The organism is Sabulicella rubraurantiaca (assembly GCF_017355885.1).
GTDB classification, from domain to species: Bacteria; Pseudomonadota; Alphaproteobacteria; order Acetobacterales; family Acetobacteraceae; genus Roseococcus; species Roseococcus rubraurantiacus.
Genome location: NZ_JAFEUU010000002.1, coordinates 507,825 through 529,501 on the forward strand (window position 1 = coordinate 507,825; position 21,677 = coordinate 529,501).

A 21,677-nucleotide genomic window follows, 5' to 3' on the forward strand; every position below is an offset into this window, starting at 1 on the left:
GCTCACCACTCCGGGGCCGAGAGCATCGCCTCGGCCTCGTTCATCGTCTGCACCACCTCGAAGCGGCGCGGGCGGAACTGCACCCGCAGCAGCACCGCCCAGTGGACGAAGCCTGGATCGGGCGTCACGAGCACGGTGATCGCCCGGTCGTCCCGTCCGCGCGCGACCGTGTGGTAGAGGGTCGCGACCTCCTCCACGTGCTCGTGCCGGATGGAGCCTCGATAGGCGCGCAGGTCGAAGACCCAGTCATGCAGCGCCGCCTCGGGATGCGCTGTCAGCAGTTGGCGCAGCAGCCCGACATAATCACTCCCCGTCACGTCGCCTTCGAGGACGATGTGCGCGCGGCGCTTCTCGGGCAGCCAGGCGCAGGAGGAACGGGGGCGGTGCAGGGGCTGGACCTCGGCAGAACGAAGGACGGCGGACATGACGAAATTGAAGGCTCCTTGACGCCGGACCATGCCGCCGGGACCATCGTCCTCGCAATCGGGAGAGCCCCGTATAGGGCTAGTGCGGATGGAAGCGATTCACGGCTGGACCGCCACGGAAACGGCGCGGCGGGTGCGGGGGCGGGACGTGTCCGCGCGCGAGGTGACGGAGGCGGCGCTGGCCCGCATGGCGGCGGTGAATCCCGCCCTGAACGCCGTGGTGCAGCCGCTGGAATCGGAGGCGCGCGAGGCGGCTGCGGCGGTGGATGCCGCCCTCGCCCGCGGCGAGGAGCCCGGCCCGCTGGCCGGCGTCCCGGTCACGGTGAAGGTCAACGTGGACCAGGCGGGCTGCGCCACCACCAACGGGCTGCGCCTGCAAGCCAACCACCGGGCGGAGGTGGACAACCCCGTTGTCGCGAATCTGCGCAAGGCCGGCGCCATCATCCTGGGGCGCACCAACACCCCGGCCTTCTCCGTGCGCTGGTTCACCGACAACGCATTGCATGGCGCCACCTACAACCCGCACAACAAGGGGCTGACCCCCGGCGGCTCCTCCGGCGGCGCGGCCTCGGCCACGGCGGCGGGGATCGGTGCCATCGGGCACGGCACCGACATCGGCGGCTCGATCCGCTTTCCGGCCTATGCCTGCGGCATCCATGGGCTGCGGCCGACGCTGGGGCGCATCCCGGCCTGGAACCCCTCCCTGCCCGAGCGCGACATTGGCGGGCAGCTGATGGCGGTGTCCGGCCCGCTGGCCCGCTCCATCGCCGATCTGCGCCTCGCCCTTGCGGCGATGAGCGAGTTCGACCCGCGCGACCCGTGGTGGGTTCCGGCGCCGCTGGAAGGCCCGCCCGTGCCGCGCCGCGTCGCGCTGTGCGTGCGCCCCGACGGGATGGAGGTGGAGCCCGCCGTGGAGAAGGCGCTGCGCGACGCCGCCGCCCGGCTGCGCGACTCGGGGTGGGAGGTGGAGGAGACCGACACCCTGCCGCCGCTGCGTGAGCCGGCCCGGCTCCAGGCGCAGCTCTGGCTTGCCCTGCTGCCGCGCGGCGGCATGGCGCTCGTGGAACGGGAGGCGGAGCCCGCCGCGCTGGCCGTCCACCAGCACATGGCGAAGCTGTGCCCGCCGCCCGACCTCGCGGCCTTCCAGGATGCGCTGACCGCCCGCGCCGGCTTCCTGCGGCAGTGGAACCTGTTCTTCCAGAACTATCCCGTGGTCCTGATGCCAGTCTGCGGCCGCACCCCCTTCCCCGACCAGCTGGACACGCAAGGGTTCGAGGCGTTCCAGGGGATCATCGAGGCGCAGCTTCCCCAGGTGGGGCTGCCGCTTCTCGGCCTGCCTGGCCTGGCCGTCACCACCGGCGCGGTGGGGGTTGGCGTGCAGCTCGTCGCCGGGCGCTATCGGGAGGATCTGCTGCTCCAGGCTGGCGAGGCGCTGGCGCCCGAGCCGATCTCGCCCGTGGACCCGGCCTGGGTGTAGGATGGGCGCCATGCGCGCCCTTCCCGTCCTGCTTCCGCTCCTTCTGGCTGGCTGTGCCGGACCGGTCGCCCAGCAAGCCGCCGGGCGCGGTTGCGACGGGGTGATGGTGGTCCGCAATGCGGCCCCGGTGGAGGTGGAGCAGTTCTTCGCCGGGGCGCCCGGCCAATGGGGCCAGGATCTGCTGGTCCCCGGCACTCTGGCGCCCGGCGCCCAGCGCATCTTCCGCATCGGCCCGGGGCCGCGCGCCTTCCGCGTGGTCTATGCGACGGGCCGCGCCGGTGAGGTGGCGGGGGTGGATCCCTGCGCGACGCCCAACCTGACGATCAACGCCAATGGAATGACCGCGACGCCCTGACAGGCCGCGTCAGGCGGCCCGGGACAGGACGGCGCGCGGCAGCACGGCGCGCAGCGCCACGACCAGGGCGTCCATCATCGCCTCGGTGTGGAAGGGCGTGGCGCAGAGCCGCAGCCGCTCCCCGCCTCGCGGTACGGTGGGGTAGTTGATGGGGGTTGCGTAGATCGCGAACTCGGCCAGGAGGCGGCGCGCCACGGCGCGGCACGCCTCGGCCTCGCCGACCAACACGGGGACGATATGGCTCTCGCTCGGCAGGCGGGAGATGCCTGCCGCGTCCAGCTTGCCCTTCAGCAGCCGCGCCTGGGCCGCGAGGCGGCCGCGCAGTGCCCCGTCCCCCTTCACGTGCCGGACGGAGGCGAGGGCGGAAGCCACCGTGGCCGGTGGCAGCGAGGTGGTGAAGATCAGGCCGGAGGCGTTGGAGCGGATGTGGTCCACCACCTCCGCCCGCGCCGCGACATAGCCGCCGACCACGCCGAACCCCTTGGCCAGCGTGCCCTCGATCACGTCCAGGCGATGGGCGATGCCGTCGCGCTCGCTGATGCCGCCGCCCGTCGCGCCATAGAGCCCGACGGCATGGACCTCATCCAGATAGGTCATGGCGCCGAAGCGCTCGGCCAGGTCGCAGATCGCGGCGATGGGGGCGATGTCGCCATCCATGGAATAGACGCTCTCGAAGGCAATCAGCTTCGGCGCGTCCGCGGGGGCCGCGGCCAGCAGCTCCTCGAGATGGGCGAGGTCGTTGTGGCGGAAGATGTGGCGCGTCACCCCCGGCAGGCCGCGCATCCCCGCGATCATGCTCGCGTGGTTCTTGGCGTCGGAAAAGACGTAGAAGCCGGGCAGCGAGGTGAGGATCGTCGAGATCGCCGCCTGGTTGGCGACATAGCCCGAGCCGAAGAGCAGCGCGGCCTCCATGCCATGCAGCGTCGCCAGCTCCTCCTCCAGCGCCGCAATGAGCGGCGAGGTGCCGGAGATGTTGCGCGTGCCGCCCGCCCCCGCGCCCTGCGTGGCCAGCGCCGCCTGCCCGGCGGCGATCACCGCCGGGTGCCGCCCCATGCCCAGGTAGTCGTTGGAGGACCACACGACGACGTCCCGGCCCTCATGGCGATAGACCGGGAAGCGATCCGCCTCCCGCTCCAGCTTCGCGAATTCGCGGTAACGCCCTTCCGCCTGCAGGGCATCGAGGCCCTGGCGGCACTGGTTGAGGAAGCGTGAGCGTGTGGCGTTCATCGGGCGGGACCCTGCGCCGGGGGGCGAGATGGGACAAGGGAGCATGTCCCTCCCTTGCCCCGGAATGCAAGCAAGCGCCTTGCGCAGGATCAACCTGCGCGTCGCGCCTCAGGCCTTGCGGGTGAGGGTGGGGATTTCCTCACGCAGGCGGAAGCGCAGCGCCGACCAAGTGGGGTCGAGCGGCACCTGCGTCACCGGCAGGAGGCCCGCTTGGGTCAGCGGCTCCCAGCCATGGTCGCGGTCCAGGTCGGTGCGGATGCTCGCGGTCTTCTTCGGATAGGCAAACCACAGCCTGCCACCGACGCCGTAGAGATCCAGCGCCTTCGCCGCCACCCGCGCCAGGGCGGCGCGGTCGGGGGCGAAGGCGAGGATCAGCTCGGGCTCCGAGGCATTGGTCGCGGGAAGGCCATGCTTGAAGCCGGCCGGCGGTTCGAGGACGGCGCACACCATCCCAGGCTTGAAACCAAGCTTCCGAGGAATGGTGGCTTCCTGTGCAGCGTCAATCAGCGGTCACTCCGGCGGCGCGGGCCACCGGCCCCCATATGGAATCCTGCGCGCGGATGGTGGCGGCGAGTTCCGTCCGCCCTTCCCCAACGGGTTCGGCGAACATGGCCCGGAGCCGATTCACCACCGCGACGTCACGCGCGACGGCGATGGCGGCTGCCTCGATCCTCGCCACCAGGGCTTCCTCCATACCGCGGGGTCCCATCAGGGCGATCCAGGTCTCGGCTTCGAAGCCGGGGACCGTCTCACCCACCGTGGGCGCCTCGGGGAATAGGGTGGAACGCACCCGGGAGGTAACGGCGAGTAATCGCGCGCGCCCCTCCTGGACCCATGGCAATCCGATGACAGCGGAGCCGACATAGACCTGAAGCGACCCATCAAGCAAATCTGGAATAGCGCTTGCATTGTTTCTGTAATGGACAAAGTCGCAGCGCGCCCCCGCCGAACGCAGCAGCATGTCGAGCACCAGATGGGCTTGAGTCCCCGCACCCGGCGTCCCGCAAGTGCCTGTTTTTCCTTTCAAATTCTCGATCAGCTCACCCAGGTCGCGGGGCCCGTCGCGCGGTGGGACCAACACCAGAAAGGGCTGGGCGGCGAAGCGACTGATGGGGGTCAGATCTGCCTGTGGATCATAGCCCATCCGCCGCGAAAGGTGCCGGTTCAGCACCAGCGTGGCTGCCGAGACCACCCCCAGCACCGACCCGTCCGGATTGGCGCGCGCCACCGCCTCGGCCGCCACGTTGCCGCGGGCGCCGGTGCGGTTCTCCACCACGACAGGGCGACCCAGCTCGTCGGCAAGTCCGTCCGCCAGGAGGCGGCCCATCTGGTCCACTGCGCTGCCGGGCGCCAGGCCGATGAGCAGCCGCACCGGCTCCCCCGCGCGCGCGGCCCCGGCGGCAAGGCAGGCGCAAAGCAGCAGGGCAAGCAGGCGCTTCACGGCGTTTCCCCAGGCAACATGGCGACGGAAGCGCAATCCCGGCCCGATCCGCCGGTTGCCTCCGGCGAGACTTCCCTCCCCGGCCGCATGGGTCAATCATGCGCCGCGTCATGATCCTCTTGCACCTGTCGGATTTCCACATCGGCACGCCCAAGGGCGGCCGCGAAAGGCTGGAGGCGGTGCTGGACAGCCTCGTGGCCCTGCACGGGCCGGGCAGCGTCTGGCCCGCCGTGCTGGCCGTCGCGACGGGCGATATCGGGCATGACGACTACGAGAACACCTATCCCTGGCTGCGCGACCGCTTGGCCGCCCTCCCCTTCCCGGTCGTGCCGATGATCGGCAACCACGACGACCGCGATGCCTTCCGGCGCCATTTCGGCGGAAAGGGCTTCGTGCAGGAGACGCGCGACACCCCGGCGGGGCGACTCGTCACCCTCGACACCCATTCCCCCGGCGAGGCGGGCGGCCGGCTGTGCCGCGCGCGGTTGGACTGGCTGGCACGGGAACTCGACGAGGCGGAGGGGCCGATCATCCTGGCCCTGCACCACCCGCCGATGCGTGTGGGCATCCCCGGCTTCGATGCCATCGGCCTGCGCGACGCGCCGGCGCTGCTGGAGGTGCTGCGCCCGCATCGCGCGCGAATCCGGGCGATGCTGCACGGCCACGTCCATCGCGACATCGCCGGCACGTGGCACGGCATCCCCAGCTTCGGGGTGCGGGGCACCGCCTCCTCCTTCGCGCTGGATTTCCGTCCGGGGCAGCGGCTGCGTCCGACCGGCGAGGCGCCGGGCTATGCCGTGCTGCGCCTGGATGGCGAGGAAGTGCTGCGCCACGGCTTCGCCGTGCCTGATTCCGGTCCGACCGCGGATTGACCGGGTGGCAGCCCGTCCTTAAAGACGGGCGCGAGGCAAGGCAGGCCGGAGCCCAGCTCAAATGACGACCCAACATGACGCGCGCGAGGCCTTGATGACGGGCCGGCGTTCCGACGGAACCCCCGTCCGACGCCCGCTTTCCCCGCATCTGCAGGTCTACGACATGATGCAGATGAACAGCGCGCTTTCCATCACCCACCGCATCACGGGGGCGATCTGGTCCGCGGGCACGCTGCTGCTCGTGTGGTGGCTGGTTGCCGCCGCGACGGGCGAGGAATCCTTCGCCCGCGTGCAGTGGTTCCTTGGCTCCTTCCTGGGCCTGCTGGTGCTGTTCGGGCTGACGGCGGTGACCTGGTATCACACGCTGGCCGGGCTGCGGCACCTCCTGTGGGACTGGGGCTTCGGCTTCGAGCTGCCGACCATGTACGCCACGGGCCGCGCCGTGCTGATCGGCACGGCCGTGCTGACGGTGCTGACCTGGATCCTGGCGCTGATCTTCTGGGGCTGACGCAAGATATGGCGAACGAGACGAGCAGCCCGGCTTCGATGCGATCCGCCCTCGGGCGGGTGCGGGGGCTGGGCTCGGCGCGCAAGGGCACCCATCACTGGTGGATGCTGCGCGTCACCTCCCTGGCGCTGCTGCCGCTGACCTTCTGGTTCGTGTTCAGCATGATCGGCCTGGCCGGCGCCTCCTATGTCGAGACGGTGCTGTGGATCTCGCGGCCCTTCAACGCCGTGCTGCTGCTGGCGCTGATCGCCGCCACCTTCCACCACATGGCCAATGGGCTGCAGGTGGTGGCGGAGGACTATGTCCGCCCCGAGACGGCGCAGATGCTGGCGGTGCTGGCGATCAAGGCCGTTTCCGTCCTGCTCGCCCTGGCCTGTGCCGTGGCGGTGGTGCGGATCGTCGCCGCGGCGTAACAATGCTGGCGCGGGGCCATCCCGCGCCGATTTTCTGTTCGAGGCCGGGCGGTTCCGGCTGCAGTTTCGAGGGCGCTCCGACAAGGAGCGCGAGCGGAGCGGGATTTCGCGATGAACGCCATGACCATGCCTTCCAGCGGCGCCTACCGCATCGTGGACCACACCTATGACGTGGTGGTGGTCGGCGCGGGCGGCGCGGGGCTTCGGGCCACCTTCGGCATGGGCGCTGCCGGGCTGAAGACGGCCTGCATCACCAAGGTCTTCCCCACACGCTCGCACACCGTGGCGGCGCAGGGCGGCGTCGGCGCCGCGCTGGGCAACATGGGCGAGGATGACTGGCGCTGGCACATGTACGACACCGTGAAGGGGTCGGATTGGCTCGGCGACCAGGATGCCATCGAGTACATGTGCCGCGAGGCCGTGCCCGCGATCATCGAGCTGGAGCATTACGGCGTGCCGTTCAGCCGCACGGAGGATGGGCGCATCTACCAGCGCCCCTTCGGCGGCCACATGAAGCACTACGGCAAGGAGCCGGCGATGCGCGCCTGCGCCGCCGCCGACCGCACCGGCCACGCCATCCTGCACACGCTCTACCAGCAGAGCCTCAAGCACAATTGCGAGTTCTTCGTCGAATACTTCGCCCTCGACCTCATCATGGACGATGAGGGCGCCTGCCGCGGCGTCATGGCGTGGAATCTCGAGGACGGCTCCATCCACCGCTTCCGCGCGCAGAGCGTGGTGCTGGCGACCGGCGGCTATGGCCGCGCCTGGTTCTCCTGCACCTCCGCCCATACCTGCACGGGCGATGGCGGCGGCATGATCCTGCGCGCCGGCCTGCCCATGCAGGATCAGGAATTCGTGCAGTTCCACCCGACCGGCATCTACGGTGCCGGCTGCCTCGTGACCGAGGGCGCGCGCGGCGAGGGTGGCTACCTGACCAACAGTGAGGGCGAGCGCTTCATGGAGCGCTACGCGCCGACCGCGAAGGACCTCGCCTCCCGCGACGTCGTCTCCCGCGCCATGTCCATGGAGATCCGCGAGGGCCGCGGCGTCGGCCCGCTGAAGGATCACATCCACCTGCACCTGGAGCACCTGGGCGCGGACATCCTGCATGAGCGCCTGCCCGGCATCTCCGAGACGGCGCGCATCTTCGCGGGCGTGGACGTGACCAAGGAGCCGATCCCGATGCTCCCGACCGTCCACTACAACATGGGCGGCATCCCCACGAACATCCACACTGAGGTGCTGCGCCCGACCCGCGAGGACGAGGACGCGGTGGTCCCCGGCCTGATGGCGGTGGGCGAGGCGGCCTGCGTCTCCGTGCACGGCGCGAACCGCCTGGGCACGAACTCGCTGCTCGACCTCGTGGTGTTCGGCCGCGCCGCCGCGCACCGCGCTGTCGAGACGATCAAGCCCGGCGCCACCCAGGCACCCCTGCCCCCCAAGGCGGGCGAGAAGGCGCTGGACCGGTTCGACCGCATCCGCAACGCCAAGGGCACGACCCACACCTCCGAGATCCGTCTCGAGATGCAGCGGACCATGCAGAACCACGCCGCCGTGTTCCGCACGAGCGAGCTGCTGGCCGAGGGCGTGGAGAAGATGCGCAAGGTCCACGCTGGCCTGTCCGACCTCAAGATCGCGGACCGTTCGCTGGTCTGGAACAGCGACCTCGTCGAGGCGCTGGAGCTGGACAACCTCGTCGGCAATGCGCTGACCACCATCGTCGGTGCCGAGGCGCGCAAGGAAAGCCGCGGCGCCCATGCGCACGAGGATTTCCCCGAGCGCGACGACGAGAACTGGATGAAGCACACCCTCGCCTCCGTGAACGACAAGGGCGAGGTGTCCCTGGATTATCGCGGCGTGAAGATGCGGACCCTCACCAACGAGGTCCAGGTCTTCCCGCCCAAGGCGCGGGTGTACTGAGCCAATGGCGACTTTCACGCTCCCCAAGAACTCCACCGTCGGACAAGGCAAGGTCTTCAAGGCCCCCGCCGGGGCCACGAACGTCAAGGCGTTCAAGATCTATCGCTGGGACCCGGATACGGGCGAGAACCCGCGCATGGACACCTACGAGGTGGACATGGACAAGTGCGGCCCGATGGTCCTGGACGCGCTAATCAAGATCAAGAACGAGATCGACAGCACGCTGACCTTCCGCCGCTCCTGCCGCGAGGGCATCTGCGGTTCCTGCTCGATGAACATCGACGGGCTGAACACCCTCGCCTGCCTGAAGCCCATCGACGAGGTGAAGGGCGAGGTGCGGGTCAACCCGTTGCCGCACATGCCGGTGGTGAAGGACTTGGTGCCCGACCTGTCGCAGGTCTACGCCCAGTACCGCTCCATCGAGCCCTGGCTGAAGAGCGAGACCCCGCCCCCACCCGACGAGGAGCGCCGCCAGAGCAAGGATGAGCGCGCCAAGGTGGATGGGATGTGGGAATGCATCCTGTGCTTCTGCTGCTCCACCGCCTGCCCGTCCTACTGGTGGAACGGCGACCGCTTCCTGGGCCCGGCCGTGCTGCTGGCCGCCTATCGCTGGATCGCGGACAGCCGCGACGAGGCGACGGGCCAGCGTCTGGACAACCTGGAAGACCCGTTCCGCCTGTATCGCTGCCACACCATCATGAGCTGCACCCGGACCTGCCCCAAGGGGCTGAACCCGGCCGCCGCCATCGGCAAGATCAAGCAGCTCCTGGTCGAGCGGCACGGCGCCTGACGCCTCTCCCCCGCGCGGGTTCGCGCGGGGGTCCCCCTCTTGCCGGGGTGCGGATGCCGTCGCACCTATTGCCCCGTGCTTCACCTCATCAAGCTTTCGGTCGGGCCGCGCGACGTGGCGCAGCTTCGCCGCATCCAGGCGGACCGCGCCCTGTCGGAACCGCCGCTGCGCCACCGCACCCGCATGGCGCCGAAGCGGCGCGCGGAGATCCTGCAGGGCGGCTCGATCTTCTGGGTCGTGGCGGGCTTCGTGCAGGTGCGCCAGCGCATCACGGACATCATCGAGGATTGCTGGGAGGATGGCTCCGCCTGCTGCGGCCTCGTGCTCGATCCGGAGCTGGTGCCGGTGGAGGCACGGGCCGTGAAGGCCTTTCAGGGCTGGCGCTACCTCGACCCCGCCGAGGCGCCAGTGGATGTCGCCTCCGGCGCGGAGCCGGTGCGCGGCCTGGACAAGCTGCCAGAGTCGCTGCGCGCCGCCCTTCGTGAAGCGCGGCTGATCTAGCTTCCTTGGCGGATCAGCCCGGTCATCGGGCTCGACGCATCGGCCTTGTAGTCACGTCCCATACGCCCGGCCAGGAAGGCCGCGCGACCGGCAATCACCGCGTGCTTCATCGCCACCGCCATCCGCACCGGGTCCTGGCTGTGGGCGATGGCGCTGTTCAGCAGCACCGCATCGCAGCCCAGTTCCATCGCCAGCGCCGCGTCGCTCGCCGTGCCGATCCCGGCATCCACCAGCACCGGCACCTTGGCCTGGGACTTGATGGCGCGGATCATGTAGGGGTTCACCACCCCCATGCCGGAGCCGATGGGCGCTCCCAGCGGCATGATGGCGACGCAGCCCATCTCCTCCAGGCGCTTCGCCGCCACCGGGTCGTCGGCGCAATACACCATGACCTCGAAATTATCGGCGAGCAGCGCGGCGGCGGCCTCGAAGGTCGCGGCCATGTCGGGATAGAGGAAGGGCGGCGGCCCCAGCACCTCCAGCTTCACGAGGTTCCAGCCCCCCGCCTCGCGCGCCAGGCGCAGCGTGCGGACCGCCTCCTGCGCCGTGTGGCAGCCGGCGGTGTTGGGTAGGTAGGTGTAGCGGTCGGGCGGGACGAAATCCTGCAGCATGGGCGCGGAGGCGTCCGACAGGTTCACCCGCCGCACTGCCACCGTCACCATCTCTGCGCCGCTGGCGGCGATGCTCGCGGCCGTCTCCTCCAGCGACTTGTAGCGCCCGGTCCCGACGACGAGGCGCGAGCGGAAGCGCCGTCCCGCGACCTCCCAAAGGTCGTCCTGCATTTCGGTCATGCCATCCATGCGCTTACCCGCCCCCGATGAAATGGACGATCTCGATCGTGTCGCCGCTCGCCAGCACCGTGGCGCCATACTGCGAACGGGGCACGATCTCGAGATTGCGCTCCACCGCCACCTTGCGCGCGGCAAGGCCGATTTCCGCAAGAAGATCGGCCACGGTCGCGCCCCCGGGGAGGGCGCGCGTCTCGCCATTCACCGAGAGCGTGATGCGGCTGTGCAGCGCCTGGTCCATGTCCCGGTATGTGGACCGGCCCACCAACCAGGACAAGGCGGGGGTGGACGGCGGCGCCCATCAGGCGTTGGAGGGGCCATGATCCGCTTTCCTGCGCCGGGGCTGGCCCTGGCCCTGTCCCTCTTCGCGCTGCCCGCCGCGGCACAATCCCCCGTGATGGAGCTTCCGGTCCGCACGCCCCCGCCCGACCCGCGCGGCACCCTGACCCTGACGACGGAGAACGACCTCTTCGGCGGTTTCACCGACCGCTACTACAGCAACGGGCTGCTGCTGACCTGGCGCTCGCCCTCGACGGAACTGCCCAGCCCCCTCGCCTGGCTGGACCAGCGCCTCACCTGGCTCTTCGGGCCGGGCAACCTCCGCTGGGGCGTGTCGCTCGGCCAGAACATCTACACGCCGGAGGACAAGCGCCGCTACGTCCCCGACCCGCGCGACCGGCCCTATGCCGGGCATCTCTACGCCACGGTCAGCCTGTCGCGCGCCACGGCGACGACGCAGACCCTGCTGGAACTCCAGGCCGGCGTGGTCGGCCCCTCGGCGCTGGGCGAGCAGGTGCAGAACAACTACCACCGGCTGATCAACGTGAAGCGGCTCAATGGCTGGGACCACCAGCTGAAGGACGAGCCGACGCTGAACGCGATGCTGGAGCGGCGCTGGCGCGTTCCGCTTGCGCGCGTGGGCTCGCTCGAGACGGAGCTCATCCCCTCGGCCACGGCGTCCCTGGGCAACGTCGCGATCAACGCGGGCGGCGGCGCCGTCCTGCGGATCGGCCAGGGGCTGGAGGCGGATTGGGGCCCGACCCGCATCCGCCCCTCCCCCGCCGGCTCCTCCTTCTTTCAGCCGACGCGGGATTTCGGCTGGTACCTCTTCGCTGGGGTGGATGGGCGCGTCGTAGCCCGCGACCTGTTCCTGGATGGCAGCACCTTCCGGGAGAACTCACCCTCCGTGCAGCGGCGCTGGCTCGTCGGCGAGGCGCAGGCCGGGGCGGCGATCTACTGGCGCGGCACCCGCATCGCCTACACCCAGGTGGTCCGGTCGGAGGAGTTCTACGGCCAGCGGGGGACGCAGATCTTCGGCTCGCTCAGCGTATCCTTCCGTTTCTAGGAGGCATGTCCGGGGAACCCCGGGTTGCCCCGGCGCGGCGCGCCGTGATACCCGGCCCCCTTTCCCGGACACCGGACCCCGCCCCCGATGAAGCTCGTCGCCGTCCTGAACGGCCCCAACCTCAACATGCTCGGCACGCGCGAGCCGGAGAAATACGGCCCCGCGACGCTGGATGACCTGGAAAGCCTCTGCGCCGAGACGGCGGAGGAGCTGGGGCTGGCGATCGACTTCCGGCAGAGCAACATCGAGGGCGAGCTGGTGTCCTGGATCCAGGAATGCCGGGGGCGCGCCGCGGGCATCATCATCAACCCGGCCGCCTACTCGCACACCTCGGTCGCCATCCTCGACGCGCTTTCCGCCGTGGATCTGCCGGTGATCGAGGTGCACATCACGAACATCCACCGCCGGGAGGAATTCCGGCATCACAGCTACGTCTCCCGCGTCGCCACCGGCGTCATCGCCGGGCTGGGCATCGGCGGCTACGCGCTGGCGCTGCGCGCCATGGCGGGCATCCTCGCCGAGGCGGGGGACGAGGATCAGGACGACTGACATGAGCAACGGCGTCACCGTGGACGCGGACGCGATCCGCAAGCTTGCGGAGATCCTCCGCGACACCGACCTGACCGAGATCGAGGTCGCGGAGAAGGATGCGCGCATCCGCGTCGCCCGCGTGATCCCGGCGCCGGCCCCGGCGCAGTATTTCGCCGCTCCCGCCATGGCGCCCATGCAGGCCATGGCCGCCGCGCCGGCCCAGGCCGCCGCGCCCGCAGCGCCAGCCGCCGCCCCTGCCCCCGCTGCCGCTCCGTCCCTGGATGCGAGCCACCCGGGCCTCGTCACCTCGCCCATGGTCGGCGTCGCCTACCTGTCGCCGGAGCCAGGGTCTGCGCCCTACATCACCCTGGGCGCCAAGGTCACTGCCGGGCAGACGCTGCTGCTGATCGAGGCGATGAAGACCTTCAACCAGATCAAGGCGCCGAAGGCGGGCACCGTCACGCGCATCCTGATCGACAACGGCACCCCGGTCGAATACGGCGAGCCGCTGGTGCTGGTGGAGTGATGACGCGTCCCTTTTCCAAGGTGCTGATCGCCAATCGCGGCGAGATTGCCCTGCGCGTCCACCGCGCCTGCCAGGAAATGGGCATCCGCACCGTCGCGGTGCATTCCACCGCCGATGCTTCCGCCATGCATGTGCGCCTGGCGGATGAGAGCGTGTGCATCGGCCCGCCCCCGGCGCGTGAATCCTACCTCAACGTCGCCGCCATCCTGTCCGCCGCCACCATCACGGGCGCGGAGGCGATCCATCCCGGCTACGGCTTCCTGAGCGAGAATGCCCGCTTCGCCGAGATGGTGGAGGCGCACGGCCTGACCTTCATCGGCCCGACGGCCGAGCATATCCGCATGATGGGCGACAAGATCGCCGCCAAGGACGCGATGCGCCGCCTGGGCGTCCCCCTCGTGCCCGGCTCGCTCGGCGCGCTGGAATCGTTGGAGGAAGCGCGGGCGGTCGCCGAGCAGGTGAAGTATCCCGTGCTGATCAAGGCCGCCGCCGGCGGCGGCGGGCGCGGCATGAAGGTCGCCCGCCACGAGGGCGAGCTGGAGGAGGCGTGGCGCGTCGCTCGCACGGAGGCCAAGGCCGCCTTCGGCGACGACAGCGTCTACATGGAGAAGTATCTCGACCGGCCCCGCCATATCGAGCTGCAGGTCCTCGCGGACACGCACGGCAACGTGGTGCATTTCGGAGAGCGCGACTGCTCGCTCCAGCGGCGCCACCAGAAGCTGGTGGAGGAGGCGGGCTCGCCCGTGCTCTCGGCCGCCGAGCGCGACGCGCTGGGCGCGCAGGTGACCAAGGCGCTGCGGGAGCTGGGCTACCGCAACGCCGGCACGCTGGAATTCCTGTGGCAGGACGGGCAGTTCGCCTTCATCGAGATGAACACCCGCCTGCAGGTAGAGCATCCGGTGACGGAGATGGTCTGCGGCGTGGATCTGGTGCGCGAGCAGATCCGCATCGCGGGCGGCGAGGCGCTGGGCTACGGGCAGGAAGATGTGCGCTTCTCCGGCCACGCCATCGAGTGCCGCATCACTGCCGAGGACCCCGAGAGCTTCGCACCCTCGCCGGGCCGCGTCTCGACCTACCACGCGCCGGGCGGACTGGGGGTGCGGGTGGATAGCGCGCTCTACAGCGGCTACGCCGTGCCGCCGCATTACGACAGCCTCGTCGCCAAGCTGGTGGTGCACGCGCCGACGCGTGCCGGCGCCATCGCCCGCGCGCGCCGCGCCCTGGACGAGATGGTGGTGGACGGCATCCGCACCACGCTTCCGCTGCACCGCCGCATCATGGACGATCCGGAATTCCAGTCCGGCGACTACACGATCCATTGGCTGGAGCGGTTCGTTTCCCGCGCCGGATGAGGAACGCGGCGCTGGCATTCGCCGGCGCGCTTCCCTAGCTTCCTATCCCATGGAGGGCGCAGCATGAGCCGCCGGCGGATCGAGATCACGCCCGAGCTGATGCTGCGTGCCTACCGCATCGGCCTCTTTCCCATGGCCGAGAGCCGGGACAGCGACCGGCTCTACTGGCTCGATCCCGAGCGGCGCGGCGTGATCCCGCTCGACGGCTTCCACCTGTCCCGCCGCTTGGCCCGCACCGTGCGCCAGGGGCGCTTCACCATCACGGCCAATCGCGAATTCGCCCGCGTCGTCGCGCTCTGCGCGGCACCGCGCCGCGGCTCTTTCGATTCCTGGATCAACAGCGAGATCGCCGCGCTCTTCACTGCGATGCACGCGATGGGCCACGCCCATTCGGTCGAGGCCTGGCAGGATGGCGAGCTGGTGGGCGGCCTCTACGGCGTGGCGATCGGCGGCGCCTTCTTCGGGGAAAGCATGTTCTCGCGTGCCACTGACGCCTCCAAGGTCGCGCTGGTCCACCTCGTCGCGCGGCTGCGGATCGGCCGCTACTCCCTGCTCGATGCGCAATTCACCACGGAGCACCTGGCGCAATTTGGCACGATCGAGATCCCGCGCGCCGAGTACAAGGCGGCGCTGGCCGATGCGCTGGAGTGGGACGCCATCTTCCCCTCCGAGGCGACACCGGAGCGCGTGGCGGAGGAGATCGCGAAGCTGCGCTCAGATCATCCGGTCTAGCGTGCCGTCGCGGCGGATCGCCTGATGGAACACCACCGCCGAGACGTGCAGCACCAGCAGCGCCGCGATGACCCAGCCCAGCCAGAGATGCGCCGCCAGCAGCGCCTCGGCCAGTGGGACATTCGTTTCCATGAAGCGCGGCAGGTGAATGAAGCCGAGATAGGCGGTCTGGCCGCGCAAGGGGAAGCCGAAGGCATTGGTCGCCAGGAAGCCCAGCACGGGCTGCACGATCAGCGCGGCGTAGAGCGCGTGATGTACCGTCGTCGCGGCGAGGCGAAACAGGCGCGGCTGGTGCGAAGCTTCGGGCGGCGGATTGCGGAGCCGGTAGGCCAGACGCGCCAGGGCGACCAGGAAGGTCGTCAGCCCCGCGCTTTCATGGATCGCATAGAAGCGCATCTTGTCGGCATCGCGGATGTGCTCGATCACGATGCCGGTGGGCAATGCCACCAGCATCAGCGCGACGGTGATCCAGTGGAACCACTTGGCGGGTGCGGCATAGCCCATGCCTGACCCTAGCATCGCGCGCCGTGCCGCGCATGCGGATTGGTCGGTGCGGCCGGAGAAGCGCTGGGCCTGCCTGGCCGAACGTGACGCGACAGGCTGGCGAGCCGCAGCACCACGCCCGGTGGGCGACCCTTTCGCCCTGGCCGGTGCGCTGCTCGAAGGCGGGGCCCCCGCCGCGCTGGGCCTCGACATGCCGCTTGGCCTGCCGCGCGCCTATGCCGCCGGGCGGAGCGAAGGCGGCTTTCCCGAGTTCCTGCGCGCCCGTGTCGGGGATGCGCGCTTCTTTGATGTCGCGGCGTCGCTGCACGCGGTGGGACCGCACGCGCCCTTCTATCCGGCGCGCGGCCTGCGGGGGATGACGCGCGCTTCCCACGCCGCCGCGCTCGGACTCGCAGGCGCGGCGGCGCTGGAGCGCTGGTGCGACCGTGCCACAGCCACCCGCCCCGCCGGGGCACCGCCCTTCTGGACGCTGGGTGCCAACCAGTCGGGCAAGGCGGCCATCGCCGCGTGGCGCGACTGGCTCGCCCCGGCCCTGGCTGCCGGGGCGCCCTACGCGCTCTGGCCCTTCGAGGGCGATCTGCGTGCCCTGCTCGCCCCGGGCCGCCTCGTGCTGGCGGAGGTGTATCCGGCCGAGGCGCTGCGCCTGCTCGGCCTGCGCCTCGGGGGCTCGAAGCGCGACCCGGAGGCGCGCCGGCGCCTCGGCCCTGCCTTGCTCGCGGCGATGGATGCGCTCTCCGTCACGCCCGAGCCGGGCTTGCGCGACGCCGCTCTGAACGGGTTCGGCGCCGATGCGGCGGGGGAGGACCGGCTGGATTGCGTGCTGGGCCTCCTGAACCTCCTCGCCGTGCTGGACGGCGCGGCGCCCGACTTCGTGCCGGATGACCCGTGGGTCCGGCGCTGGGAGGGCTGGGTGCTGGGCCAGACCGCCCTGCCCCATCGCCTGTAACCGTCAGCGCGGAGACGAGGCCACCCGCGCCAGCGCCACCAGCAGGTCCAGCATGGGCGTCGCGACGCCACGCGCGCGGGCGATGGCCAGCGGCGCCTCGAACAGCGTGGCGAACTCCGTCGGCCTTCCCGCCTCCACATCCTGCAGGATGGAGGGTTTGTGCGGCAGGGCGACGGAGCGCATCGCGCGCTCCTCGGCCCCCTTGGACACGTCATGCCCCTCGGCCGCCGCGATGGCCAGGCCCTCGCGCAGCACGGCCAGCGCCGCCTCGCGCACCGCCGGGTCGCTGAAGGTGGTCTTCATGTCGGCGCGGCTGAGCAGGCAGATCGGCCCGTTGCTCAGGTTGTTCAGCAGCTTCAGCCAGATGTCGCGCCGGATGTCGGGGCTTGTGGTGCCGGTCATCCCGCCCGCCTCCAGCGCCTGCAGGATGGGGGCGGCGCGATCCGAGGCACCGGGCTGCGTCTCGCCCAGGATCAGCCGGTTGGCCGCGGTCTGCACCCGGATGGTGCCCGGCTCCTCCACCGTGCAGGCGGACCACACCACCCCGCCCAGCGTCCGTCCAAGCCCCACCGCGTCATGCAGCGGGTGCGGCGGCGAGGCCTCGTGCCACCAGGGGATGCCATTCACCACGAAGGCGACGGGCGTGTCCGGTCCCAGCAAAGGCGGGATCTGCGAGGCCGCCGCTTCCAGCGCGGGGGTCTTCACCGTCACGAGCACCGCGTCCTGCGGGCCGAGCGCGGCCGGGTCGTCGCTGGCGCGCACGGGCACGGTGAAGCGCACATCCGGCGCCTCCACCGTCAGCCCCCGCTCGCGCATGGCGGCGAGGTGGGCACCGCGCGCCACCACCGACACCTCCGCCCCGCCGCGCGCCAGCCGTGCCGCCAGGTGGCCGCCGATGGCCCCCGCGCCGAAAACGCAAACCTTCATTCCCGCATCGCCTCCAGCATCGCCGCGCCCGCGCGCGCCATCCGCGCGACCAGCCGCGCCCCCAGCTCCGCGGAGGCGCCGCGCGCATCCGCTGCCTGCACCCCGCCCGGCGCGATCTCGCCGATCTCCAGCGGCAGGGCAAACTCCGCCCCGCCTGCGCGCAGCGTGCCGAAACCCGTGACTGGCAGGCCGAAGGCCGCGCCGGGCTGGGCGCCCGGCCCGAGGCGCGACGGATCGCAAAGCCTGGGAAAGAGATGCAGCGCCACAGAGGCGACCGGGTCGCCACCATGGCCCAGCGCGGTGGCGGCACCGCCCTCCTCCGCATGCCAGGCGGCGGCGTTGCGCCAGATGTGGAAGGCAGGGACCAGTATCCCGGCTTCGCGCAGGCGCCGCTGCGCCGTCTCGATCGCGCCGATATTGCCGCCATGGCCGTTCAGCACGAGAAGCCGCGTCGCCCCTCCCTCGCGCAGCGCCTCCAGCACCTCCGTCACCACGGCGGCGAGGGTGGCGGGGGAGAGCGCCGCGCCGCCCGGGACGCCGCGAAAGAAATCCGCGCCGCCAAACGGAAGGGGCGGAGCGACCAGGGCATCCCCGGCCTCGTCGGCGATGCGGCACGCCACGGCCTCGGCTAGGGCGTAGTCGCCCATGGGCAGGGCCGGGCCATGCGTCTCCGTGCTGCCGAGCGGCAGGATCACCGCGTGGCCGGACGCGACGCGCGCGGCCACCTCGGGCGCCGGCAGGGCCGCGATGCGATTCTCGGGCATGGGGCATCCTCGCGGCGGTATCCCGCCGTGTCCAGACGCTTGCAGCCAGGGGAGGCACATGCCATAGCCGTCACCAAGCAGAACCATTCAGGGAAAGGGAGAGCGGGTTGTCCAAGCCCACGCCACGGCGCGCCGCGCTGTCCCTTGCTCCTGTTCTTGCCCTTGCCGGCTTGGCCACTCCAGCCCTCGCGCAATCCTGGCCCTCGCAGCCCATTCGCCTCGTGGTGCCTTTCGCGCCCGGCGGCACCACCGACCTCATCGCGCGCCTCGTCGCCACGCCGCTCGGCGAAAGTCTCGGCCAGCCGGTGGTGGTGGAGAACCGGCCGGGCGCGGGGGCGACTCTCGGCTCGCTGCTGGTCGCGCATTCGCCGCCGGACGGGCACGTGCTGGTGCTCTCCTCCATCGCCAGCCACGCCATCGCGCCCGCGCTGTATTCCGGCGTGCGCTACGACGCGCTGACGGATTTCACCCATGTCGCGCTGCTGAGCCTGAACCCCTCGGTGATCGTGGCGCATCCGCGCCTCGGCCCCACCGACATGGCGGATCTGGCGAGGCGCCACCGCGAGGGCGCGCGCGGCCTCGATATGGCGAGTTCGGGAGCAGGCTCGTCCAACCACCTCCTGATCGTCCGCCTCGGCCAGCTTCTGGGGAAGGAGCTGAACCACATCCCGTTCCGTGGCGCCGGCCCGGCAATGACGGCGGTGATCGGCGGGCAGGTTCCGCTGATGTCGGACAGCCTACCCAGCGCGGCGGCGCATATCCGCCAGGGCAGCGTGCGCGCCCTGGCGACGAGCGGCGAAATGCGCCACCCCGCCTTTCCCGAAGTGCCGACCCTGCGCGAGGCGGGGTTTGACCTCGTCACCTCCTCCTGGTTCGGCCTGTCCGGCCCGGCGCGGCTTCCCGCCCCAGTCACGGAGCGGCTGTCGCGGGAAGTGCTGGCGATTCTGGCACGGCCTGAGCTACAGGCGCGCTTTGCCGAGTTCGGCGGGACGCCCGGCACGCTCGATCCAGTGAGTTTCACGCAGTTCGTCGAATCCGAGCTAGCGCGCTGGGGACCGGTGGTGCGCGAAAGTGGCGCAAAGCCTGACTGAAGCGTAATCTTGTTGATGTCGGACAGGCAAGACTTGGCAGTTTAGGAGAAATGCCGGATTTTCCGGCGGCTTTGACGGGAGAACGGGCGATGCAGCTCAGGATCAACATGAAGGATGTGGTATCGGGATTATTCCTGGTCCTCCTCGCCCTGATTGGACTTTGGCTGAATCAGGATCACAGCCTTGGCTCGGCACGGCGCATGGGGCCAGGCTACATGCCTATGCTGGTGTTCTGGATCCAGGTCGGGCTGGGCACGGCGGTGACATTGATCGGCCTGTTCAGCGGGCCCGATCCGCTGGAGAAGTGGACCGGCCTGGATGCGGCCTCGCTCGCCCTCGGCGTGGCAGCCGGCTTCATCACCTGGGCCATCGCCACCAACCTGGGCCCCTTCTTCTCGCAGACCTATAATGGCGTCGGACTGGGCGTGCTGGTCGGGATGCTCGTCGTCTCCTGGTCGGCCGGGTGGCGCAAGATCGGGCTGATCTGCGCATCCATGGCCGTGTTCGCCCTTCTGCTGGAGAAGTTTGGCTTCTTTGCGGCACTGACCGGGATTATCCTCGTCGCGTCGATGGCGGAGCGCACGCACACGGTGCGTGGCGTGGCCGGCATGCTCGTCTTCCTGCTGGCGCTCTGCTGGTGGGTCTTCATCTACGAGCTCGACATCCGCGTAAACCTGTGGCCGCAGTTCTGACGGCGCGATAGGGACAAGGCGACCATGGAACTCCTCATCGACAATCTGGCGCACGGATTCAGCGTCGCGCTCTCGCTCAAGAACCTGTCATTCGCTCTGCTCGGCGCGCTGATCGGCACGGCCATTGGCGTGCTGCCGGGCATCGGTCCGGTGGCGACGATCTCGCTGCTGCTGCCCATCACCTTCGGGCAGGAGGCGACGACCGCCATCATCATGCTGGCCGGCATCTATTACGGCGCACAGTATGGCGGCTCGACCACGGCCATCCTGCTGAACTTGCCCGGCGAGGTATCGTCCGTTGTGACGACGCTCGAGGGCTACAAGATGGCTCGCAACGGGCGCGCCGGCGCGGCGCTGGCCACGGCGGCGCTCGGCTCCTTCTTCGCCGGCTCGGTGGCCACCATCCTCGTCGCCGCCTCCGGCCCGCTGCTGACGCAGATTGCCCTGTCCTTCGGGCCCGCGGACTACTTCTCGCTCATGCTCCTCGGCCTCGTGATCGCCTGCGTGCTTGCGCAGGGCTCGATCCTGAAGGCCATCGGCATGGTGGTGGTGGGCGTGGCGCTCGGCCTCGTCGGCACGGACGTGCAGACCGGCCAGCAGCGCTTCACCTTCGGCATCCCCGAGCTGTCGGACGGCCTCGGCTTCGCCGCCATCGCGATGGGCATGTTCGGCATCGCCGAGATCATCCTGAACCTCGAGCGTCCTGAGGCGCGCGAGGTGCTGAAGACCGAGGTCGGCAAGCTGTGGCTGACCAAGGACGAGTTCAAGCGCGCCACGCCTTCGGTGCTGCGCGGCACTCTGCTCGGCTCCGCGCTTGGCATCCTGCCGGGCGGCGGCGCGTCGCTCGCGGCCTTCGGCGCCTACATGATGGAACGCAAGATGAGCCGGGGCCGCCACATGTTCGGCCAGGGCGCCATCGAGGGCGTTGCCGGTCCGGAGGCGGCGAACAACGCTGCGGCGCAGACCTCCTTCATCCCGCTGCTGACGCTGGGCATCCCGTCCAACGCCGTGATGGCGCTGATGGTGGGCGCGCTGATCATCCAGGGCATCCAGCCCGGCCCGCGCATGGTGGAGGCGCAGCCCGACCTGTTCTGGGGCCTCATCGCCTCCATGTGGATCGGCAACGTGATGCTGCTGGTCATCAACCTCCCGATGATCGGGATGTGGGTGAAGCTGCTGCAGGTGCCTTACAAGTACCTCTACCCGGCGATCCTCGTCTTCTGCTCGATCGGCGTGTACTCCATCAACAACAACGTCTTCGACGTCTACACGACCATCCTCTTCGCGGTGTTCGGGTACATGTGCTCGAAGCTGAAGATGGAGCCGGCGCCGCTGCTGATTGGCTTCGTGCTCGGCCCGATGATGGAGGAGCACCTGCGCCGCGCCATGCTGCTGTCGCGCGGCGACTGGATCGTGTTCTTGGAGCGGCCGATCTCGGCCACGATGCTCGGCATCGCGGCCTTCGCCCTGGCGCTGATGCTCCTGCCCAACATGCGCAAGAGCAAGGACGCCGCGATGGCGGGCTGAACCCCCGCCACGACGGAGCC

At 70.2% G+C, this 21,677-nt stretch carries 26 protein-coding genes; 17 read left to right on the plus strand and 9 right to left on the minus strand.

Annotated features, from left to right (window positions below; genetic code table 11):
• Positions 1–2: 2 nt before the first annotated feature.
• Positions 3–425, minus strand: coding sequence for a hypothetical protein (locus JTJ31_RS06410; protein ID WP_207537772.1), 423 nt, complete (start codon positions 423–425; stop codon positions 3–5).
• Positions 426–513: 88 nt separating this feature from the next.
• Between JTJ31_RS06410 and JTJ31_RS06415 the strand changes: the two genes are divergently transcribed.
• Together JTJ31_RS06415 and JTJ31_RS06420 are read left to right on the plus strand one after the other, a co-directional pair.
• Positions 514–1,902, plus strand: coding sequence for an amidase family protein (locus tag JTJ31_RS06415; protein WP_207537773.1), 1,389 nt, complete (start codon positions 514–516; stop codon positions 1,900–1,902).
• A 10-nt stretch (positions 1,903–1,912) separates the two neighbouring features.
• Positions 1,913–2,257: a hypothetical protein gene (locus JTJ31_RS06420; protein WP_207537774.1), complete on the plus strand. Its 345-nt coding sequence runs from the start codon at positions 1,913–1,915 to the stop codon at positions 2,255–2,257.
• Positions 2,258–2,266: 9 nt separating this feature from the next.
• On the opposite strand, the gene hemA is transcribed toward JTJ31_RS06420, so the two are convergent.
• The 3 genes from hemA to JTJ31_RS06435 all read right to left on the minus strand — a co-directional run bounded on the left by hemA (position 2,267) and on the right by JTJ31_RS06435 (position 4,925).
• Positions 2,267–3,484, minus strand: a complete 1,218-nt coding sequence (gene hemA / locus JTJ31_RS06425; RefSeq protein WP_207537775.1) for a 5-aminolevulinate synthase — start codon at positions 3,482–3,484, stop codon at positions 2,267–2,269.
• Positions 3,485–3,592: 108 nt separating this feature from the next.
• Positions 3,593–3,934 carry a hypothetical protein gene (locus tag JTJ31_RS06430; protein WP_207537776.1) on the minus strand — a complete coding sequence of 114 codons (342 nt, stop codon included), beginning with the start codon at positions 3,932–3,934 and terminating at the stop codon, positions 3,593–3,595.
• A 49-nt stretch (positions 3,935–3,983) separates the two neighbouring features.
• On the minus strand, positions 3,984–4,925 hold the full coding sequence (locus JTJ31_RS06435) for a Bug family tripartite tricarboxylate transporter substrate binding protein (RefSeq protein WP_207537777.1): 942 nt from the start codon (positions 4,923–4,925) through the stop codon (positions 3,984–3,986).
• Positions 4,926–5,035: 110 nt separating this feature from the next.
• Between JTJ31_RS06435 and JTJ31_RS06440 the strand changes: the two genes are divergently transcribed.
• The 6 genes from JTJ31_RS06440 to JTJ31_RS06465 all read left to right on the plus strand — a co-directional run bounded on the left by JTJ31_RS06440 (position 5,036) and on the right by JTJ31_RS06465 (position 9,932).
• Positions 5,036–5,797, plus strand: a complete 762-nt coding sequence (locus tag JTJ31_RS06440; RefSeq protein WP_207537778.1) for a metallophosphoesterase — start codon at positions 5,036–5,038, stop codon at positions 5,795–5,797.
• 61 nt (positions 5,798–5,858) lie between these two features.
• Positions 5,859–6,305 (plus strand): succinate dehydrogenase, cytochrome b556 subunit, encoded by a 447-nt coding sequence (sdhC, locus tag JTJ31_RS06445; RefSeq protein WP_207537779.1) that lies wholly within the window; start codon positions 5,859–5,861, stop codon positions 6,303–6,305.
• 38 nt (positions 6,306–6,343) lie between these two features.
• The gene (sdhD, locus tag JTJ31_RS06450; protein ID WP_236019910.1) at positions 6,344–6,718 is read left to right on the plus strand and encodes a succinate dehydrogenase, hydrophobic membrane anchor protein; all 375 of its coding nucleotides are present in this window, start codon (positions 6,344–6,346) and stop codon (positions 6,716–6,718) included.
• Between the two features lie 111 nt (positions 6,719–6,829).
• Complete coding sequence (gene sdhA / locus JTJ31_RS06455; protein ID WP_207537781.1) at positions 6,830–8,641, plus strand: succinate dehydrogenase flavoprotein subunit; 1,812 nt, start codon at positions 6,830–6,832, stop codon at positions 8,639–8,641.
• Between the two features lie 4 nt (positions 8,642–8,645).
• Complete coding sequence (locus tag JTJ31_RS06460) at positions 8,646–9,431, plus strand: succinate dehydrogenase iron-sulfur subunit (RefSeq protein WP_207537782.1); 786 nt, start codon at positions 8,646–8,648, stop codon at positions 9,429–9,431.
• Positions 9,432–9,506: 75 nt separating this feature from the next.
• Positions 9,507–9,932: a DUF1489 family protein gene (locus tag JTJ31_RS06465; protein ID WP_207537783.1), complete on the plus strand. Its 426-nt coding sequence runs from the start codon at positions 9,507–9,509 to the stop codon at positions 9,930–9,932.
• On the opposite strand, the gene JTJ31_RS06470 is transcribed toward JTJ31_RS06465, so the two are convergent.
• Both JTJ31_RS06470 and thiS read right to left on the minus strand, forming a co-directional pair.
• Positions 9,929–10,723: a thiazole synthase gene (locus tag JTJ31_RS06470; RefSeq protein ID WP_236019912.1), complete on the minus strand. Its 795-nt coding sequence runs from the start codon at positions 10,721–10,723 to the stop codon at positions 9,929–9,931. The genes JTJ31_RS06465 and JTJ31_RS06470 overlap by 4 nt on opposite strands.
• Positions 10,724–10,736: 13 nt before the next feature.
• Positions 10,737–10,961 carry a sulfur carrier protein ThiS gene (gene thiS / locus JTJ31_RS06475; RefSeq protein WP_207537784.1) on the minus strand — a complete coding sequence of 75 codons (225 nt, stop codon included), beginning with the start codon at positions 10,959–10,961 and terminating at the stop codon, positions 10,737–10,739.
• 78 nt (positions 10,962–11,039) lie between these two features.
• On the opposite strand from thiS, the gene JTJ31_RS06480 reads away from it, so the two are divergent.
• The 5 genes from JTJ31_RS06480 (at position 11,040) to aat (ending at position 15,206) form a co-directional block, all read left to right on the plus strand.
• The gene (locus JTJ31_RS06480) at positions 11,040–12,065 is read left to right on the plus strand and encodes a lipid A deacylase LpxR family protein (protein WP_207537785.1); all 1,026 of its coding nucleotides are present in this window, start codon (positions 11,040–11,042) and stop codon (positions 12,063–12,065) included.
• Positions 12,066–12,152: 87 nt separating this feature from the next.
• Positions 12,153–12,614, plus strand: a complete 462-nt coding sequence (gene aroQ, locus JTJ31_RS06485) for a type II 3-dehydroquinate dehydratase (protein WP_207537786.1) — start codon at positions 12,153–12,155, stop codon at positions 12,612–12,614.
• Position 12,615: 1 nt separating this feature from the next.
• On the plus strand, positions 12,616–13,122 hold the full coding sequence (gene accB, locus JTJ31_RS06490; protein WP_207537787.1) for an acetyl-CoA carboxylase biotin carboxyl carrier protein: 507 nt from the start codon (positions 12,616–12,618) through the stop codon (positions 13,120–13,122).
• Entirely contained in the window at positions 13,122–14,474 is a 1,353-nt protein-coding gene (accC, locus tag JTJ31_RS06495; RefSeq protein WP_207537788.1) for an acetyl-CoA carboxylase biotin carboxylase subunit, read from the plus strand. Before accB ends, accC begins: the two co-directional genes overlap by 1 nt.
• A 63-nt stretch (positions 14,475–14,537) precedes the next feature.
• Positions 14,538–15,206, plus strand: a complete 669-nt coding sequence (gene aat, locus JTJ31_RS06500) for a leucyl/phenylalanyl-tRNA--protein transferase (RefSeq protein WP_207537789.1) — start codon at positions 14,538–14,540, stop codon at positions 15,204–15,206.
• Here aat and JTJ31_RS06505 read toward each other — a convergent pair.
• Positions 15,189–15,710, minus strand: a complete 522-nt coding sequence (locus JTJ31_RS06505; RefSeq protein WP_207537790.1) for a cytochrome b — start codon at positions 15,708–15,710, stop codon at positions 15,189–15,191. The genes aat and JTJ31_RS06505 overlap by 18 nt on opposite strands.
• Between JTJ31_RS06505 and JTJ31_RS06510 the strand changes: the two genes are divergently transcribed.
• Positions 15,709–16,656: a DUF429 domain-containing protein gene (locus JTJ31_RS06510; RefSeq protein WP_207537791.1), complete on the plus strand. Its 948-nt coding sequence runs from the start codon at positions 15,709–15,711 to the stop codon at positions 16,654–16,656. The two genes, JTJ31_RS06505 and JTJ31_RS06510, sit on opposite strands and share 2 nt — an antisense overlap.
• A gap of 3 nt (positions 16,657–16,659) precedes the next feature.
• Here the strand turns inward: JTJ31_RS06510 and JTJ31_RS06515 are convergent, their stop codons facing one another.
• Both JTJ31_RS06515 and JTJ31_RS06520 read right to left on the minus strand, forming a co-directional pair.
• Positions 16,660–17,583: a ketopantoate reductase family protein gene (locus JTJ31_RS06515; RefSeq protein ID WP_207537792.1), complete on the minus strand. Its 924-nt coding sequence runs from the start codon at positions 17,581–17,583 to the stop codon at positions 16,660–16,662.
• Positions 17,580–18,347 (minus strand): creatininase family protein, encoded by a 768-nt coding sequence (locus tag JTJ31_RS06520; RefSeq protein ID WP_207537793.1) that lies wholly within the window; start codon positions 18,345–18,347, stop codon positions 17,580–17,582. The genes JTJ31_RS06515 and JTJ31_RS06520 overlap by 4 nt, the downstream gene beginning before the upstream one ends.
• A gap of 107 nt (positions 18,348–18,454) precedes the next feature.
• On the opposite strand from JTJ31_RS06520, the gene JTJ31_RS06525 reads away from it, so the two are divergent.
• From JTJ31_RS06525 to JTJ31_RS06535, 3 genes are all read left to right on the plus strand, one after another.
• On the plus strand, positions 18,455–19,438 hold the full coding sequence (locus JTJ31_RS06525) for a Bug family tripartite tricarboxylate transporter substrate binding protein (RefSeq protein WP_207537794.1): 984 nt from the start codon (positions 18,455–18,457) through the stop codon (positions 19,436–19,438).
• Between the two features lie 89 nt (positions 19,439–19,527).
• Positions 19,528–20,130 carry a hypothetical protein gene (locus tag JTJ31_RS06530; protein WP_207537795.1) on the plus strand — a complete coding sequence of 201 codons (603 nt, stop codon included), beginning with the start codon at positions 19,528–19,530 and terminating at the stop codon, positions 20,128–20,130.
• 24 nt (positions 20,131–20,154) lie between these two features.
• On the plus strand, positions 20,155–21,657 hold the full coding sequence (locus tag JTJ31_RS06535) for a tripartite tricarboxylate transporter permease (protein WP_207537796.1): 1,503 nt from the start codon (positions 20,155–20,157) through the stop codon (positions 21,655–21,657).
• The last annotated feature ends 20 nt before the right edge of the window (positions 21,658–21,677 follow it).

Excerpts from the sequence above, each read along its gene's own strand:
- JTJ31_RS06505 (WP_207537790.1), bottom strand. The coding sequence starts at position 15,710 with ATGGGCTATGCCGCACCCGCCAAGTGGTTCCACTGGATCACCGTCGCG.
- JTJ31_RS06420 (WP_207537774.1), top strand. The coding sequence starts at position 1,913 with ATGCGCGCCCTTCCCGTCCTGCTTCCGCTCCTTCTGGCTGGCTGTGCC.
- JTJ31_RS06535 (WP_207537796.1), top strand. The coding sequence starts at position 20,155 with ATGGAACTCCTCATCGACAATCTGGCGCACGGATTCAGCGTCGCGCTC.
- JTJ31_RS06440 (WP_207537778.1), top strand. The coding sequence starts at position 5,036 with ATGATCCTCTTGCACCTGTCGGATTTCCACATCGGCACGCCCAAGGGC.
- sdhA (WP_207537781.1), top strand. The coding sequence starts at position 6,830 with ATGAACGCCATGACCATGCCTTCCAGCGGCGCCTACCGCATCGTGGAC.
- JTJ31_RS06410 (WP_207537772.1), bottom strand. The coding sequence starts at position 425 with ATGTCCGCCGTCCTTCGTTCTGCCGAGGTCCAGCCCCTGCACCGCCCC.
- accC (WP_207537788.1), top strand. The coding sequence starts at position 13,122 with ATGACGCGTCCCTTTTCCAAGGTGCTGATCGCCAATCGCGGCGAGATT.
- sdhC (WP_207537779.1), top strand. The coding sequence starts at position 5,859 with ATGACGACCCAACATGACGCGCGCGAGGCCTTGATGACGGGCCGGCGT.
- JTJ31_RS06415 (WP_207537773.1), top strand. The coding sequence starts at position 514 with ATGGAAGCGATTCACGGCTGGACCGCCACGGAAACGGCGCGGCGGGTG.
- accB (WP_207537787.1), top strand. The coding sequence starts at position 12,616 with ATGAGCAACGGCGTCACCGTGGACGCGGACGCGATCCGCAAGCTTGCG.
- hemA (WP_207537775.1), bottom strand. The coding sequence starts at position 3,484 with ATGAACGCCACACGCTCACGCTTCCTCAACCAGTGCCGCCAGGGCCTC.
- JTJ31_RS06460 (WP_207537782.1), top strand. The coding sequence starts at position 8,646 with ATGGCGACTTTCACGCTCCCCAAGAACTCCACCGTCGGACAAGGCAAG.
- thiS (WP_207537784.1), bottom strand. The coding sequence starts at position 10,961 with ATGGACCAGGCGCTGCACAGCCGCATCACGCTCTCGGTGAATGGCGAG.
- JTJ31_RS06520 (WP_207537793.1), bottom strand. The coding sequence starts at position 18,347 with ATGCCCGAGAATCGCATCGCGGCCCTGCCGGCGCCCGAGGTGGCCGCG.
- JTJ31_RS06480 (WP_207537785.1), top strand. The coding sequence starts at position 11,040 with ATGATCCGCTTTCCTGCGCCGGGGCTGGCCCTGGCCCTGTCCCTCTTC.
- JTJ31_RS06470 (WP_236019912.1), bottom strand. The coding sequence starts at position 10,723 with ATGACCGAAATGCAGGACGACCTTTGGGAGGTCGCGGGACGGCGCTTC.
- aroQ (WP_207537786.1), top strand. The coding sequence starts at position 12,153 with ATGAAGCTCGTCGCCGTCCTGAACGGCCCCAACCTCAACATGCTCGGC.
- JTJ31_RS06530 (WP_207537795.1), top strand. The coding sequence starts at position 19,528 with ATGCAGCTCAGGATCAACATGAAGGATGTGGTATCGGGATTATTCCTG.
- aat (WP_207537789.1), top strand. The coding sequence starts at position 14,538 with ATGAGCCGCCGGCGGATCGAGATCACGCCCGAGCTGATGCTGCGTGCC.
- sdhD (WP_236019910.1), top strand. The coding sequence starts at position 6,344 with ATGCGATCCGCCCTCGGGCGGGTGCGGGGGCTGGGCTCGGCGCGCAAG.
- JTJ31_RS06510 (WP_207537791.1), top strand. The coding sequence starts at position 15,709 with ATGCCTGACCCTAGCATCGCGCGCCGTGCCGCGCATGCGGATTGGTCG.
- JTJ31_RS06515 (WP_207537792.1), bottom strand. The coding sequence starts at position 17,583 with ATGAAGGTTTGCGTTTTCGGCGCGGGGGCCATCGGCGGCCACCTGGCG.
- JTJ31_RS06430 (WP_207537776.1), bottom strand. The coding sequence starts at position 3,934 with ATGGTGTGCGCCGTCCTCGAACCGCCGGCCGGCTTCAAGCATGGCCTT.